The sequence below is a fragment of the Pseudomonas sp. GW821-FHT07B01 genome (genome assembly GCF_059419065.1).
This window is the reverse complement of sequence record NZ_JBWKRA010000026.1, coordinates 18,446-32,953: the sequence shown is the minus strand read 5'-3', so window position 1 is coordinate 32,953 and position 14,508 is coordinate 18,446. Positions and strand designations below refer to the sequence as shown.

Annotated in this window: 18 protein-coding genes; 10 read left to right on the top strand and 8 right to left on the bottom strand. The window is 62.4% G+C overall.

Annotation, left to right across the window (positions count from 1 at the left end; all coding sequences use genetic code 11):
* The first annotated feature begins 2 nt into the window (after positions 1-2).
* From AC07S6_RS23110 to AC07S6_RS23090, 5 genes are read left to right on the top strand one after another with little or no spacing between them, the layout of a single operon-like run.
* Positions 3-797 carry an ABC transporter permease gene (locus AC07S6_RS23110; protein WP_495113137.1) on the top strand — a complete coding sequence of 265 codons (795 nt, stop codon included), beginning with the start codon at positions 3-5 and terminating at the stop codon, positions 795-797.
* On the top strand, positions 797-1,087 hold the full coding sequence (locus AC07S6_RS23105; protein WP_014718832.1) for a (2Fe-2S)-binding protein: 291 nt from the start codon (positions 797-799) through the stop codon (positions 1,085-1,087). The genes AC07S6_RS23110 and AC07S6_RS23105 overlap by 1 nt, the downstream gene beginning before the upstream one ends.
* Positions 1,084-2,427 (top strand): FAD/NAD(P)-dependent oxidoreductase, encoded by a 1,344-nt coding sequence (locus AC07S6_RS23100; RefSeq protein ID WP_495113136.1) that lies wholly within the window; start codon positions 1,084-1,086, stop codon positions 2,425-2,427. Before AC07S6_RS23105 ends, AC07S6_RS23100 begins: the two co-directional genes overlap by 4 nt.
* The gene (locus AC07S6_RS23095) at positions 2,424-3,521 is read left to right on the top strand and encodes an NAD(P)/FAD-dependent oxidoreductase (protein ID WP_197882092.1); all 1,098 of its coding nucleotides are present in this window, start codon (positions 2,424-2,426) and stop codon (positions 3,519-3,521) included. Before AC07S6_RS23100 ends, AC07S6_RS23095 begins: the two co-directional genes overlap by 4 nt.
* Positions 3,522-3,534: 13 nt before the next feature.
* Positions 3,535-4,566, top strand: a complete 1,032-nt coding sequence (locus tag AC07S6_RS23090; RefSeq protein WP_495113135.1) for an ABC transporter substrate-binding protein — start codon at positions 3,535-3,537, stop codon at positions 4,564-4,566.
* A 3-nt stretch (positions 4,567-4,569) separates the two neighbouring features.
* On the opposite strand, the gene AC07S6_RS23085 is transcribed toward AC07S6_RS23090, so the two are convergent.
* Both AC07S6_RS23085 and AC07S6_RS23080 read right to left on the bottom strand, forming a co-directional pair.
* On the bottom strand, positions 4,570-5,217 hold the full coding sequence (locus AC07S6_RS23085) for an isochorismatase family protein (protein WP_495113134.1): 648 nt from the start codon (positions 5,215-5,217) through the stop codon (positions 4,570-4,572).
* Positions 5,218-5,439: 222 nt separating this feature from the next.
* The gene (locus tag AC07S6_RS23080; protein ID WP_495113133.1) at positions 5,440-6,213 is read right to left on the bottom strand and encodes an L-iditol 2-dehydrogenase; all 774 of its coding nucleotides are present in this window, start codon (positions 6,211-6,213) and stop codon (positions 5,440-5,442) included.
* A gap of 254 nt (positions 6,214-6,467) precedes the next feature.
* On the opposite strand from AC07S6_RS23080, the gene AC07S6_RS23075 reads away from it, so the two are divergent.
* The 3 genes from AC07S6_RS23075 (at position 6,468) to AC07S6_RS23065 (ending at position 9,569) form a co-directional block, all read left to right on the top strand.
* Complete coding sequence (locus tag AC07S6_RS23075; RefSeq protein ID WP_495113132.1) at positions 6,468-7,394, top strand: helix-turn-helix domain-containing protein; 927 nt, start codon at positions 6,468-6,470, stop codon at positions 7,392-7,394.
* A 178-nt stretch (positions 7,395-7,572) separates the two neighbouring features.
* Positions 7,573-8,523, top strand: coding sequence for a nucleoside-specific channel-forming protein Tsx (locus AC07S6_RS23070; RefSeq protein ID WP_495113131.1), 951 nt, complete (start codon positions 7,573-7,575; stop codon positions 8,521-8,523).
* 14 nt (positions 8,524-8,537) lie between these two features.
* Positions 8,538-9,569: a purine-nucleoside phosphorylase gene (locus tag AC07S6_RS23065; RefSeq protein ID WP_105226571.1), complete on the top strand. Its 1,032-nt coding sequence runs from the start codon at positions 8,538-8,540 to the stop codon at positions 9,567-9,569.
* A gap of 150 nt (positions 9,570-9,719) precedes the next feature.
* Here AC07S6_RS23065 and AC07S6_RS23060 read toward each other — a convergent pair whose 3' ends face one another.
* The 6 genes from AC07S6_RS23060 to AC07S6_RS23035 all read right to left on the bottom strand — a co-directional run bounded on the left by AC07S6_RS23060 (position 9,720) and on the right by AC07S6_RS23035 (position 13,049).
* A complete protein-coding gene (locus AC07S6_RS23060) occupies positions 9,720-10,679 on the bottom strand; it encodes a quinone oxidoreductase family protein (RefSeq protein ID WP_495113130.1) in 960 nt (319 codons plus the stop codon).
* A 28-nt stretch (positions 10,680-10,707) separates the two neighbouring features.
* Positions 10,708-10,881, bottom strand: a complete 174-nt coding sequence (locus AC07S6_RS23055) for a DUF1427 family protein (protein WP_014718843.1) — start codon at positions 10,879-10,881, stop codon at positions 10,708-10,710.
* Between the two features lie 69 nt (positions 10,882-10,950).
* Positions 10,951-11,727, bottom strand: a complete 777-nt coding sequence (locus AC07S6_RS23050; protein WP_032902889.1) for an AraC family transcriptional regulator — start codon at positions 11,725-11,727, stop codon at positions 10,951-10,953.
* 114 nt (positions 11,728-11,841) lie between these two features.
* The gene (locus tag AC07S6_RS23045; RefSeq protein WP_019816816.1) at positions 11,842-12,012 is read right to left on the bottom strand and encodes a metallothionein; all 171 of its coding nucleotides are present in this window, start codon (positions 12,010-12,012) and stop codon (positions 11,842-11,844) included.
* Between the two features lie 88 nt (positions 12,013-12,100).
* Positions 12,101-12,556: a DMT family transporter gene (locus tag AC07S6_RS23040; RefSeq protein ID WP_014718845.1), complete on the bottom strand. Its 456-nt coding sequence runs from the start codon at positions 12,554-12,556 to the stop codon at positions 12,101-12,103.
* Positions 12,557-12,560: 4 nt separating this feature from the next.
* Entirely contained in the window at positions 12,561-13,049 is a 489-nt protein-coding gene (locus AC07S6_RS23035; protein ID WP_197883834.1) for a DMT family transporter, read from the bottom strand.
* A gap of 119 nt (positions 13,050-13,168) precedes the next feature.
* Here AC07S6_RS23035 and AC07S6_RS23030 point away from each other — a divergent pair, with 119 nt between their 5' ends.
* Together AC07S6_RS23030 and AC07S6_RS23025 are read left to right on the top strand one after the other, a co-directional pair.
* Positions 13,169-14,101 carry a LysR family transcriptional regulator gene (locus AC07S6_RS23030; RefSeq protein WP_495113129.1) on the top strand — a complete coding sequence of 311 codons (933 nt, stop codon included), beginning with the start codon at positions 13,169-13,171 and terminating at the stop codon, positions 14,099-14,101.
* Positions 14,102-14,243: 142 nt separating this feature from the next.
* Positions 14,244-14,501 carry a type II toxin-antitoxin system Phd/YefM family antitoxin gene (locus tag AC07S6_RS23025; RefSeq protein WP_197883830.1) on the top strand — a complete coding sequence of 86 codons (258 nt, stop codon included), beginning with the start codon at positions 14,244-14,246 and terminating at the stop codon, positions 14,499-14,501.
* Positions 14,502-14,508 lie beyond the last annotated feature (7 nt).

Sequence of the window (14,508 nt, the reverse complement as noted above, 5' to 3'; positions counted from 1 at the left end):
GCATGTCCAGAAACGGTCCTTTGGCCCTCAGCTTTCATGCGGTGGTGGTGCTGTTCATGATGGCGCCGCTGGTGGTGGTGTGCCTGGTGGCATTCACGCCAGAGAACACCTTGAGCCTGCCCACGTCGGGCTTCTCCCTGCGCTGGTTTCGCGCAGTGTTCGAACGCGCTGACTTTATCCAGGCGTTCTACAACAGCCTTATCCTGGCCTTCACCGCCGCCACGCTGGCGACCCTGATTGCGGTGCCGGCGGCCCTGGCGATCAGTCGCTATGCGTTCCCGGGGCGCAATTTTTTCAGCGCGCTGTTCCTGTCGCCCATCATCATTCCGCACCTGGTGCTGGGGGTGGCCATGCTGCGCCTGTTTGCGCTGATGGGCGTAAACGGCAGCTTTACCTGGCTGATGCTCGCGCATGTGGTGATCATCACCCCCTATGTGTTGCGCCTGGTATTGGCGGCGGCCATCGGCATTGATCGCAGTGCCGAGCAGGCCGCCGAATCCCTCGGCGCCGGGCGCTTTACGCTGTTCCGGCAGATCACCCTGCCAATGATTTTGCCTGGCGTTGCCGGTGGGTGGTTGCTGGCGTTCATCAACAGTTTCGATGAAGTGACCCTGTCGATTTTCGTCAGCTCGCCGGCCACGCAAACCCTGCCGGTGCGCATGTATGTGTACGCCACCGAGTCTATCGACCCGATGATGGCCGCCGTTTCGGCGCTGGTCATCGCACTGACGGCAGCGACCATGATTGTGCTCGACCGGGTCTACGGCCTGGACCGCGTACTGGTGGGGAAACACTGATGGCCTTGTTCAAGCGACTGAGCGAAACCCAACGCCCTGCCCTGGCCTTTACCCTCGACGGCCAACCCGCCACGGGGCTGCTCGGCGACACCCTGCTGACCGCCATGCTGACCTGTGCCGAGCACCTGCGCGGCAGCGATTTCAGCGCCGAGCGCCGCGCCGGGTTTTGCCTGATGGGTGCGTGCCAGGATTGTTGGGTGCGGCTGGCCGATGGGCGGCGGGTGCGCGCCTGTTCGACCCTGCTTGAAGACGGCCAGGCGATCAGCCGTGACCCGGGGCGCCAGCCATGAAGCCGGTGGTGATTGTGGGTGCAGGCCCGGCGGGGATCAGCGCGGCGCGCACGTTGCTCGACCACGGCATCACACCTTGCCTGGTGGATGAGAGCCCGCGCGGTGGCGGGCAGATTTATCGGCGCCAACCTCCAGGGTTTCAACGCACCGCCAGGCAGGTCTACGGGTTTGAAGCGCGCAAGGCCCAAGCCGTGCACCGCACCATGGATGAACTGGCAGCCTTGACCGACTATCGGCCCGATACCTTGGTGTGGAACGCCGAGGACGGTCGCCTGGACATGCTCAATAACGGGCGCGCCGACAGCCTCGAATACGCGCAGGTGATAGTCGCCACCGGCGCCACCGACCGCATCCTGCCTGTGCCGGGCTGGACATTGCCCGGTGTCTACAGCCTGGGCGCGGCACAAATCGCCTTGAAGTACCAAGGTTGCGCGATTGGCGAACGCGTGGTGTTTTGTGGCTCCGGGCCGTTGCTCTATTTAGTCGCGTACCAATACGCAAAGGCCGGTGCCAAGGTGCTGGCGGTGCTTGACAGTGCGCCGCTGAGCGCCCAATGCCGGGCCTTGCCAGCGCTGCTCAGGCAACCGGCGACCCTGGCCAAAGGCATGTATTACCGCGCCTGGCTGACCGCCCACGGGATTGCCGTGCATCAGGGCGCAATGCTCAAGCAGATCGACGGCGACCAACGGGTGGGTGGCATTCGCTTCGGCGAACAGACCCTGCCATGCGATGCGGTGGCCTTCGCCCACGCCCTGCGCAGCGAAACGCAATTGGCCGATCTGCTCGGCTGTGAGTTTGCCTGGAACCCGCTCAATCGCGCCTGGCTGCCGCAACGTGACAGCGCCGGGCGCAGCAGTGTCGAAGGGGTGTACCTGGCGGGCGACGGCGCCGGGATCATGGGCGCCGATGCCGCGCAAATGGCCGGCGAATGTGCCGCGCTGGCGCTGCTGGAGGATACCGGTGTAGTGGTCGACCAACACCGCCGGGCCACACTGGAGCGGCAGTTGGCGCGTATCCAGCGCTTTCGCCAGGGCCTGGAAACCGCGTTCCCCTTCCCCGAGCACTGGGCCGCGCAGGCGCCGGACGAACTGGTCCTGTGCCGCTGCGAAGAGGTCAGCGTCGGCGAGGTGCGCGCCGTGGTGGATGAAGGCCACTGGGAAATCAACCGGGTCAAAGCCCATTGCCGCGTCGGCATGGGCCGCTGCCAAGGGCGGATGTGCGGGTTGGCGGCGGCGGAAATCGTAGCAGAGCGCAGCGGCCGCGACCTCCCACAGATCGGGCGTTTGCGTGGCCAGGCGCCGATCAAGCCGCTGCCGTTTGGCGTGCAGGTGCAGCCATGATCGACGTCATCGTCTTGGGGGGTGGCATCGTCGGGGCTTCGGCGGCCTTGGTGCTCGCGCAAAAAGGCCAGCGGGTGGCACTGGTCGAACGGGATTTTTGTGGCTCGCACTCAAGCGGCGTCAATTACGGCGGCGTGCGGCGCCAGGGGCGGCCCTTGCATCAGTTACCGTTGTCCCAGCGCGCTCACCAACTGTGGGCCGACCTGCCTGGGTTGATTGGTATTGAGGGTGAATACGTGCGCTGCGGGCATTTGAAGCTGGCGCGCAGCCCCGGGGATTTTGCCGCACTGCAAGCTTACGCCGATCAGACCCGTGGCTTTGGCCTGGGCTTGCAGCTGTTGGACCGCAGCGAGTTGCGCAAGCGTTTTCCCTGGGTGGGCGACGTGGCAGTGGGCGCCTCGTTGTGCCCGGATGATGGGCATGCCAACCCGCGACTGGTGTCCCCAGCCTTTGCCCGTGCCGCCCAACGCCATGGCGCTGCGGTGTACGAGCAAGCCGAGGTGATCCGCATCGCGCACGACAGCCGACTGTTCCAGGTGCACTGCGCCAACGGCCTGCACTTGCAAGCGCCCTGGCTGCTCAACTGCGCCGGCGCCTGGGCTGGCAAGGTCGCCGCGCAATTGGGCGAGCCGGTGCCGATTATCTCGGCGCACCCGGCAATGCTGGTCACCGAGCCGCTGCGGGGAGTGATGACCGTCAGCACCGGCGTCGAGGGCGGCGGCATCTATGCCAGGCAAGTCGCCCGTGGCAATTGCATCCTCGGCGGCGGGCGCGGCTTTGCCCTCGGCCCACAGCAAGCCCGGCCGGGGCAGGCGGCGGTGCTGGAGATCCTGCGCAATGCCGGCGAACTCTACCCGTTTCTCCAGGGAGCCCAGGCCATTCGCACCTGGAGCGGCACCGAAGGTTACCTGCCGGACAACGAACCGGTGATCGGCCCCAGCAGTACCCAACCCGGCCTGCTCCACGGCTTCGGCTTTGCCGGCGCCGGGTTCCAGCTCGGCCCCGCGGTTGGTGAAGCCCTGGCAGAGATCGTCTGCGAAGGCGCCAGCCGCCAACCCATCGAAGCGTTTTCCATCCGTCGTTTCCAAGCCTGAGAGGAAAAAACCCATGCAATCACGTCTCGCGTTGTCCTGCTTGTCCCTCGCCTTGCTCACCGGCACGGCCCATGCCGCCACCACGCTGTACCTGGGGATGAACGGCGGTACCATGGAACGGGTGTACGCCGACAAGGTGCTGCCCGCCTTCGAAAAGGCCAATAACGCCAAGGTCGTGATCGTACCCGGCACCTCATCGGACATTCTTGCCAAGGTCCAGGCCAACCAGGCCAACCCGCAGATGCATGTGATGTTCCTCGACGACGGCATCATGTACCGCGCCATCTCCATGGGCCTGTGCGACAAGCTCGCGCCGAGCCCGCCACTGGAACAGATCCCGGCCAAGGCCCGAATCAAGGACGAAGCCGTGGCCGTGACCCTGGGCGTCACCGGCCTTGGCTACAACGCCAAGATGTTCAAGGACAAAGGCTGGGGCGCGCCCACCTCATGGATGGACCTGGCCGACCCGCGCTTCAAGGACAAAGTGGTGTTCCAGTCCCTGGCCTCCTCCACCTTCGGCCTGCATGGCTTCTTGATGTTCAACCGCATCCAGGGTGGCGATGAAACCAATGTGGAACCGGGTTTCAAGGCCTGGCCTACGACCGTGGGCCCCAACGTGCTGGAATACATCGCCAGCTCCGCGAAGATCTCCGAGATGGTGCAAACCGACGAGGCCGCGATCTTCCCCCTGACCCCGACCCAAGTCGCCACGCAAAAGCTGCTCGGCATACCGATGGAGTACGCGCAGCCCAAAGAAGGTGCCGTGGTGCTCAACGTGGCCGAATGCGTGATCGCCCGCAATGACCAGCCGGAACTGGCGCAGAAGCTCGCAGCGTTCTTGCTGACCGCCGAGGCCCAGGCGCCGGCGTTGGAAGAAGGTGACCAGATCCCGTCGAACCCGACCACACCCACCACCGACAAAACCCGCGCGCGGGTGGAGGCCATGCAGAGTTATCTGCAAACCGCCATTTCGATTGATTGGGACCAGGTCAACCAGGCACGGCCGCAGTGGAATGCGCGGTGGAGTCGGTCGATTGAGCGTTGAGGCTCAGCCCTGCGCAATCAGGGCCAGTTCTTCGCCGGTGCGACTGACGTGTGCACCGGCCTTGAGCAATTCGTCGACAGCCCGTACACCGCCCTCCTCGCTGATGCCTCGGCACGCCGGCAAATGCAGGATCACTTGCAAGCCGGCCTTTAGCAATTGCAACGCGGTAGTCTTGACGCAATAGTCCAGCGCCAGGCCGCCGACGATCACGCGTGCCACGCAGTGGGCCTTGAGGTACTCGATGACGCCGGTGGACAGTTTGTCGTGCAGGTCGTGGTAACAGGCGCCGTAGGGGTGCAGGTCGGGCTCGACCCCTTTCCAGATGAAGTAGTCGTAGTCATAGGGCGTGGGCAACTCATCGAGCAGGGTGAACCCTTCGGTGCCGGGCACGCAGTGGCTGACCCAGGTCACATCGGCATGGGCCAGGCCGGTGGGTTGCAGCATCTCGCTGTGCTGCCCGACCACCCAGGGTGCGTGGGGGGTGTGGGCGTCCTTGCTGCCGATGCGGTGGCCGGCGAGACTGGCCATGTAATTGAGTTCGGCACCAATGCCGTCGCCACCGGCCACTGGCAACTCGTTGGGACACAAAGGCGTGAAGCTCTTCTGGGCGTCGACGTCGAATGAAGCGATGGCAGCTTTCGAAAGGCTCATGGTCGTTCTCGGGTGGTCTGCACGTACGACCGCCTCCGGGCGAGCGTAGAAATCTTGAAGTATGGAACAGTTTACTGCGGGGATCGATGCGTTGCTGACTTACCCTATTCTCAAGAACGCTGAAGTTCAAAGGTGGGAGCTGGCTTGCCTGCGATGAGGCGAGTGAATCCACCAACGCTATCGCAGGCAAGCCAGCTCCCACAGTTGGATCAGCGTCAACCGCTAGTTCATCCAATTGCCGCCATCAACGTTATAGGTCTGGGCCACCACATAGTCGGCGTCCGCCGACGCCAGGAAGATCGCCATACCAGTCAGGTCTTCAGCCGTGCCCATCCGCCCAAACGGCACCTCATCCCCTACGCGTTTTTTCTTCTCGCCAGGCGACAGCCCTTCATGCCTGGCGAACAGCGCATCCACCCCATCCCAATGCTCACCGTCCACCACACCGGGGGCGATGGCATTGACATTGATGCCCTGCTTGATCAGGTTCAACCCCGCCGATTGCGTCAGGCTGATCACCGCCGCCTTGCTCGCACAATAAACCGCCACCAACGGCTCGCCTCGCCGCCCGGCCTGGCTCGCCATGTTGATGATCTTGCCGCCATGCCCTTGGCTGATCATCTGTCGGGCTGCGGCCTGCAGAGTGAACAGCGTGCCGGCGACGTTGATCGAGAACAGCCGTTCAAAGCTGTCGCGGGTGATGTCGATGATGGGGGCCAGGTCGAACAAGGCGGCGTTGTTGATCAGGATATCGAGCTTGCCAGCGTGGCTCACCACTGTGGCGATCGCCGCGTCGATGGAGGCCTGGTCGGTGACGTCCATCGCCACGGCGTAAGCCTGGGGCCCCAGTTCGGCGGCGGTGGCCTGGGCCTGTTGCAGGTTGATGTCGGCGATGGCCACGGTGGCGCCTTCAGCGATGTAGGCTTGGGCGAACGCACGGCCAATGCCTCGCGCCGATCCGGTGATCAGCGCGCTTTTACTTTCGAGTCGTTTCATGGGGGGTCCTGTGAAGGTTATTGCCGGTAGCCGGTGAACACCGCCGAGAACAGCTTGCCGACCTTTGTTGTTGAGCCTCGATTACAGCAGCTTGGCCTGCTGCCTCACAAACGGCTGGCGAATGCGCGGCTGATACTTTTTTAACCTGAGGCACAGGATCAAAAAAGTATCAGCCTCAGGCGAAACCAGGGCTAGCGCAGCGATTGCCAGTGCGGGTATTTTGGGAAAATTGCACCACCACAAGAGGCAGCATCATGCCCGTCAGCCCCGCCACCCTGTTCGAGCATCGCCCTGCCGAGCTTGAGGTGATCCTGACCGAACCGGAACATGGTTTTCGCTGGTTCGAACATGACTATCCCTATGAACTGGCACGCTGGAACCACCACCCTGAATTCGAAATCCACCTGATCCGCCAAGGCAGCGGCAAGCTGGTGGCGGGCGACTATATCGGTGCGTTCAGCGCAGGGCATGTCGCACTGATCGGCCCTGACCTGCCTCACGACTGGATCGGCGACCTGGCCCCCGGCGAATACCTGCACGGGCGTGATGTGGTGCTGCAATTCGACGGCGCCGCCCTGCTCGCTCTGCGCACCACCCTGCCTGAGCTCGGTGATTTACAGTCATTGTTTGCACGGGCGCGACGGGGCCTCGAATTCACCGGCGCAACCGCCACGAACGCCGCCAGGCTGATGGAGGCCATCGGCAACGCCCATGGCCTGCAACGCCTGACCCTGTTCCTGCAACTGCTCGATACGCTGAAGAACGCCCCGCCCTCACAGGCCAAGACCCTGGCCAGCCCGTGCTACGCACCGACCCTGGATGCGCGCAGCGCCGAACGTATCAACAAGGCGCTTGACTACCTGATGCGGGAACTGACCGGCGATGTACGCCTGTCGGACATCGCCCGGCAGCTGGACATGAGCGAACCTGGCTTTTCGCGGTTTTTCAAACGCAACACCGGCCACGGCTTTATCGACCTGATGCGCAAGTTCCGCGTGCAGCGTGCCTGCCGCTTGCTGTTGCACAGCCAGATGTCAGTGGCGGACATCTGCTTTGAGGTGGGCTACGCCAACCTGTCGAATTTCAATCGCCACTTTCGTATCGAAATGCACCAGACGCCGAGTGAGTACCGGCGACAGGCCGGATTGCCGATGTTCAGCCCCATCGCCTCTGCGGGATGACATCAATCCCAGTGTTTTCCTGACCAAAGCGTCGGCTAATTGCTCTTTTTTCTAAACAGTTCAAGCCATTGACCCAAGTTGGTACAACCTGTGCAAACGTTTGCGGAACGAACTTGACCGCCAAGTTCACTCCTCCCCGTCGAATCGGGTTTAAACCGCGTAAGAATAAGGACTTTCAATGCACCCCACCTCAAAGCCTCGTGCTGGTCTTGGCGTTTCGTTGCTACTGACCGCCGTTACGGGAGTACTCAGTGCACCCATTTTGGCGCAGGAAAAGCCCGTGGATGACTCAGCACAGGGCGAAACCCTCAGCCCTGAAGCCAACCCCCCGGCGAAAAAAGGCGTGTATCTGTCCGAGTGGTTTAACCAGGACCTCACGCTGATTGGCAGCAAAGACATCAGTTTCGGCCCCAAGCCTCAAGATGACGTCTACCTGGAATACGAGTACTTCGGGCGCAAGGGCCCCTTTGAGTTGTACGGCTATATCGATGTACCGAAGATCCTCACCATCGGTAACAGCAATGACAAAGGTGTGTGGGACCATGGCTCGCCAGTATTCATGGAGCATGAACCGCGGATCTCCATCGACTACCTCGCAGGACGCAGCCTGGCAATTGGCCCATTCAAGGAATGGTATGTGGCCTTTGACTGGATCTACGACCACGGCAGCCACAAGGAAAACCGCGCCAACACCCTGTACAGCGGCCTGGGCACCGATATCGACACCCACTCGCGGGTCAACCTGTCGGCCAATTTCTACGGGCGCTACCAGTGGGAAAACTACGGCGCCAGTAATGAGTATTCCTGGGACGGTTACCGAGCGCAGATGAAGTACATCGTGCCCATCGGCAAGTTCGACAACGGCGCCTCGCTGACCTACATCGGTTTCACCAACTACGATTTCGGCTCGGACCTGCACAAGGACAACCCGGCGCGCACCGCCAACTCCCTGGTGGCCACCAACGTATTGCTGTACTCGTTTACCCACCTGCGCTTTACCCTGGTCGGCCGTTACTTTCACAACGGCGGCAATTGGGAGGACGGCAGCGAGTTGAATTTCGGCGAAGGCAACTTCCGCGCACGCTCAGACGGCTGGGGTTACTACGCCGGCGTGGGCTATCAATTCTGATCAAGGAGCTGTAGATGAACGCATTGACCCGTGTCTCGCTGGCCGTCGGCCTGGCCCTATTGCCTCACGTGGTGCTGGCGGATAACCCGCCACCGATCAAGCCCAAGGTGATGCTGATCACCATGTTCGCCCCCGAGGCGCAAACCTGGATCGACCGCCTCGAGCTTAAACAAGAGGTACGCGTTCCGGGCTTGTCCGCCGAATATCCCGTGATTCGCTGCAACACCCAAGACGTGTGCCTGCTGGTGACCGGCATGGGCCAGACCAACGCTGCCGCGTCTACCCTGGCCCTGGCCTTGTCGCCTAAGTTCGACCTGCGCCAGAGTTACTTCCTGATCGCCGGAATCGCCGGTATCAGCCCCAAGCACGGCACCATCGGCACCGCCGCCTGGGCCCATTACCTGGTGGAGTTCGGCACGCAGTGGGAGTTGGATTCACGGGATGCACCCAAGGACTGGCCGACGGGCTATATCGGGATCAACACCAAGGGGCCCAACGAAAAACCACCGCTGGACTACAAGACCGAAGTGTTTGAGCTCAACCAAAAGCTGCAAGCCAAGGCGTTTGCCTTGTCGCACAAGGTGGAGCTGACAGAAAGCACAGAGTCCGCCGCCTGGCGCAAACACTACCCCGCCGCCCCGGCCAACCAGCCGCCGCAAGTCACCCGCTGCGACACCCTGGCGGGCAACACCTGGTTTTCCGGTACCCGGTTGAGCGAACGTGCCGAAGTCTGGACCAAGTTGCTCACCGACAACAAAGGCGAATACTGCACCACCCAACAGGAAGACAACTCCACCTACGAAGCGCTGCTGCGCGCCAGCCGCGAAGGCTTGGTGGATATCCAGCGTCTGGCCGTGGTGCGCGCAGGTTCCGACTTTGACCGGCCTTACCCTGGCTACAGCGAAGTGGACAACCTGCTCAAGTATGCGGACCAGGGTGGGTTTGTACCGGCGCTGGAAAACCTGTACCGCACGGGCAACCCGTTGGTCCAAGCGATTGTGAAGAACTGGTCGGCGTGGGAAAAAGGCGTTCCCGAAACCGAATAAAGATCAACACTGTGGGAGCGGGCTTGCTGTGGCGAGCAAGCTTGCTTGCGCTGGGGTGCGTAGCGCCCCCAAAAAAGCCGGCTCCAGCTGCGCTGTCGAGCGGGAGCAAGCTTCCTCGCCACAGCAAGCCCGCTCCCACATTTCTATCCATCACGGCAGGAAGATGATTTTGTCTGGGCTGCCGTTGTTCACTTCTGCATAGCACTGAACACCCTCCACCAACGCCACTTCACGCAACCCCGTAGGCAGCGGCAACAGGCCTTCATCAAAGAAGCGCCCAAACGCCTCCAGCATCACCGCGCATTGTTCGCAGCTATAGAGCAAAGAGTTGATCCCCACCAACGACCCGCCCTTACGGTACAGCGCCAGGGCCGGTAACTGCACGTGGCCGTCAACCGGGGCGGCGATGATAGCGATGCGGCCGAACGGTGCCAGCCCCGCCACCGCGGCAGGCAGCCAGAAACCGGTAGTGTCAAAGATCACGTCGGCGCCGCCCTTGAACACGGCCTGCACTTGCGCGCCCAATTCCTCCGGCTTGCCCAAGGCAATCGCCTCCAGCCCTTGGGCCTGCAACATCTCGAGCTGATCGGCCTTGCGCACGGCCGCCAATACCTGCGCACCGCGTATCTTCGCCAGCGCCAACGCCGCACTGCCGACCGCGCCGTTGGCGCCGATCACCAGCAAGCGCGTGCCCTTGCCAACGCCGCTGCGCTCCAGGGCATCCCAGGCGGTGGTATAGGGCACACCGAGGCTGGCCGCCTGGGCAAAGCTCAAGTGCATGGGTTTGTGCGCTACGCCCTTGGCTGACACGCGCAGGTATTGGGCATGGGAACCGTCAGCGAAAAACCCCAGGTCGCGACCGGTGCCCCAAACCTCCTGGCCGAGCAATGCCTGCGGGCCTTCCACCACCACGCCTGCGAAGTCACGCCCAGGGATGCGTGGCAGCGTGGTGTAGGGGAAACGGCCAAGCACGTTTTTGACGTCGCTGGGGTTCAGGCCCGCCGCGTTGACCTTGACCAGCACTTCGTCGGCAGACGGTACCGGCATGGGCACCTCCACCAGGCGCAGGTGGGCGAGGTCGCCGGTGGCGGTAAATTGCAGTGCGTTCATAGAGGGCATCCGTGGAAAGGAAAAGGGATCAGGACAACCAACCACTGACCAACTGCCGCGCCATGGGCCAGAGCTTTTCGCCGAGCAGCATGCCCATCAGGCCGACCAGTGCGATAGCGGGCGGTGCAGGCGAGCGGAAGTCCAGCGCGCCGTAGATCACGCCGACAAACAGGCCGATGGCCAAGGAAATCAAATAGCTCATGAAGGCTGCGCCCGGTTGATTGATGGGCTCAGTCTAAGGCGCGCCTGCCGTGGGTATCGGTCAAGTGCTTCAGGATTTCGGCCAACTCCGGTACTGCGACGGCGACACGCCCAGTTCGCGTCGGAACATGTCGCTGAAGCTGCTGGGCGAGTAACCCAGGGTGCGCGCTATGCCGCTCACCGACTGGCCCTGGATCAACTCCGCCGCCGCCGTGGCCAACTGCACCTGACGGCGCCACTGGGCAAACCCCATGCCCAGATGCTGCTGGAACAACCGCGCCAGGGTGCGCACGCTGGCGCCCGCGGCCTCGGCGTGCTGCTCGAACGGGATGTCCAGGGAGGGCGACGCCATGACCGCCTGGCACGCATTGATCAGCCGACGATCCGCCGCTACCGGCATGGCGATGCGAATAGGCGAGCGCCGTGCGCGTTGCAACTCCAACAGGGCCAGGCCCACCACAGCGTCATAGTAAACCGCATCACCGTGATCACCCTGCTCGACCAAGGTCACGATCAACTCCCGCAACAAGCGGCCCACTTCGATCACCTGCACCTGGCTGTCCAGCGTCGCCGCCAACGCCGGGCGCAGGTAGATATTGCGCATCTGCAAATCGGAGACCACACGGATCCCGTGCTCCACCCCCGGCGGCAACCACACCGCACGCTGGGGCGGCACTACCAGGGCTTCGCGGGGCGTCTCGACCCACATCACACCGCTCATGGCGTAGAGCAACTGGCCCCAATCGTGGCTGTGCGGTTCTACGTACAACCCACGCGGGTAGGTACGCGCCAACGGCTGCACGGGAACGGCGTGATCACTGAGGTCGGGGGGCGCGGCCAGGGCCATGGCGGTACACATCAAACAAGGACGGGCGACCATGGTAAAGACTGGTCGCCGGCAAGCGAACTATTTTTACTCATCCTGCAGGCACCGGGTGCCCGGGCCTGCAGGTCAATCCTGTCAACCGTGGGCCGACTTGGCGCATTCGCATCCCGTCGCCGCCGCGCAGGGTTCACCGTGAGCATGGTGCTCGGCACAGCCCTGGCAGCAATAGCCCTTGCCGTCTTTCATTATTGCGTCAGCGCCCAGTACACATTTGCAGTGAGGGCAAGCACAGGTTTGATCTGGCATGGTCAGACTCCTTGTTCATGGTCGTCCGATGCGGCGAGCGCCGCACCTTAAGCAGTGACCCTGGGCAAGCAAGCATGGTTCAGCGCCGTCAGTCGGCCCGGCGGCTATTACTGCGGTACATGAACACCAACGCCAGGGCGAGCAACAGCATCGCGAGGATACGACTGCCCGACAGCTCGATCGCCGGGTTGCCCAGCCAGCCAAAGTTGTCGATCAACATGCCCATGCCCAGTTGCCCGACAATCACCGCCACCGTGGCGACGGCCGTACCGACCACCGGCACCGCGCCGACCATCACCATCATGTACACCACGCCAAACAGGGCACCGGTCAATTGCCACTTTGGCACCTCCAGCAGGCTGACGGCCTGGGCCGGCTCGAAGAAAAATATCAACAACGCCGTGGTCAGCGCGCCCACCGCGAAAGTCAACAGACTGCTGCGCAATACCCCCACCGTCTGGCCCAGACGCCCATTGATAGCGGCCTGCACACTCAGCACCGCCCCCGCTGCAATCACCATCACCAACAACATAAACAGATTCATCGCCTTAGCCTCGTGCAATCAGAACCAGTGCCGCCACAATCAACGCCAACGCGATCCAGCGGTCGCCATTGACCCGTTTGCGCGCCGTGCCGAACCAGCCGAAGTGGTCGATCAACACACTCTTGCCCACCTGGCCGGAGAGGATCGCGATCATGGTCATCGCGATGCCGATGTGGGGTGTGGCCAGGGTCAACACCACCACGTACATCGGCCCCAGAAACCCGCCGATCAGCTGCCAGCGCGGCAGCTGCGTGAATGCTGGACCCTTTTGCGGGCCGCTGAACAGCAGCAGTAAAAACAGAATCGCCGTGCCAACACCAAAGATGCTCAACGTCGCCCACAAATGCCCGACCTGCGCGCCCAATGGCCCGAGCAATCCGGCCTCCACCGACAGGCCCATGCCCGCCAGAATCACCAACGGCAACAGCAGCAGCCGTAGAAGGTTATTGCTCGGCCTGGCCTGCGCCAAGCCTTCGGTGGAACGTGCCTGCATACATCACCTGTGTATCAAGAATGGAAAAACATGGCGCGCATTATCCGGTGGCCGTGCTGTGCGATAAATGGGAGTATGTTGACAACACCTTTGCGTAAAACGCACAGCCTGGAGAGATGATGCAGGGCTTGAATGAACTGAGTTTCAAGGCGCTACGCCTGTTTGTGGCCGTGCTGGACCAGGGCAGCTTTTCCGAAGTGGCCCGCCGCGAAAGCCTGGCGCCCTCCTCCATTTCGCGGCAGATTCAACTGATGGAACAGGCCGTCGGCCAGCAATTGCTCTACCGCCATACGCGTGCCGTCAGCCCCACCGAAGCCGGTCGCCTGCTGGGCCGCCACGCACGCTTGCTACTCGAGCAGTTGGAGACGGCGAACCAAGCCCTGCAGGAGCAAGACAGCGAACCCAGCGGCCTGGTGCGCATCAACGCGCCAATGGTGTTCGGCCAGCGCCACCTTTCACCCTGGCTGGGAGCGCTGTGCCGGCGCTATCCGAAGTTGCAGCTGGATATCCAGCAAACCGACACCTTCGTCGACCCGCTGCAAGATGGCACCGACCTGCTGTTTCGTATCGGCGTGCTCAATGACTCGGGCATGCAGGCGCGCATCTTCGCGCCGCAACGCTTTCGCATCGCGGCCAGCCCTGATTACTTGGCCCAACATGGCACGCCGCGCCACCCTGACGAACTGGCCCACCACCACTGCCTGGCCTACAAAGGCATCACCGGTCAGCAGCGCTGGTTCTTCCGCCGCGGCCAAGGCAACTGGACTGCCTACAGCGTCAGCGGCCCCATCACCGGCAACCACGCCGACACCCTCACCCACGCCGCCGAACAGGGCCTGGGCCTGGTGGTGTTTCCGTCCTGGCTGATTGGCGAAAGCCTGCGCGCCGGTACCTTGCAGGCGGTGCTGAGTGAGTACGAGGTCGCGACAACCCTGGAGCCCCAACAGATCGCTGCGTTGTGGCCAGGCAGCCGCAGACTGTCGTTGAAGGTGCGCACGGTGATCGACTATTTCGTGGAGTGTTTTGGGACGGTGCCGTATTGGGATCGGTGAGTGATGTTGCCGCTGCTGAACGGCGTTAGTGAAGGAAGATTCCTAGTAGAAAACGTAGGCCCGTTCTGATTTTTTGGGCCAGTATTTCTGAGGACGGTGCGCTGGGGCAGACTTTGGCAACGTCCACTGCCGAGATACCGCCATGAACGCTACGTGTTCGACACTGACTGTCTCACTCAACCAAGCAAAAGCTGATTTTTTGAAATTGGCTCATCAGGCCAACACTGGCCAGGTCATAACTATCACCAGAAATGGAGTGGCATTTGTCCAGCTTTTGGCTGTGCGAAAGGCCCCTCAACGCCGGATAGGAGCGATGAAAGGGAAACTGATTATTCCTGATGACTTTGATGCACCGTTTCCTGACAGCCTGCTTCGGGAGTTTGAGAAAACGAGCACATGACTCAATC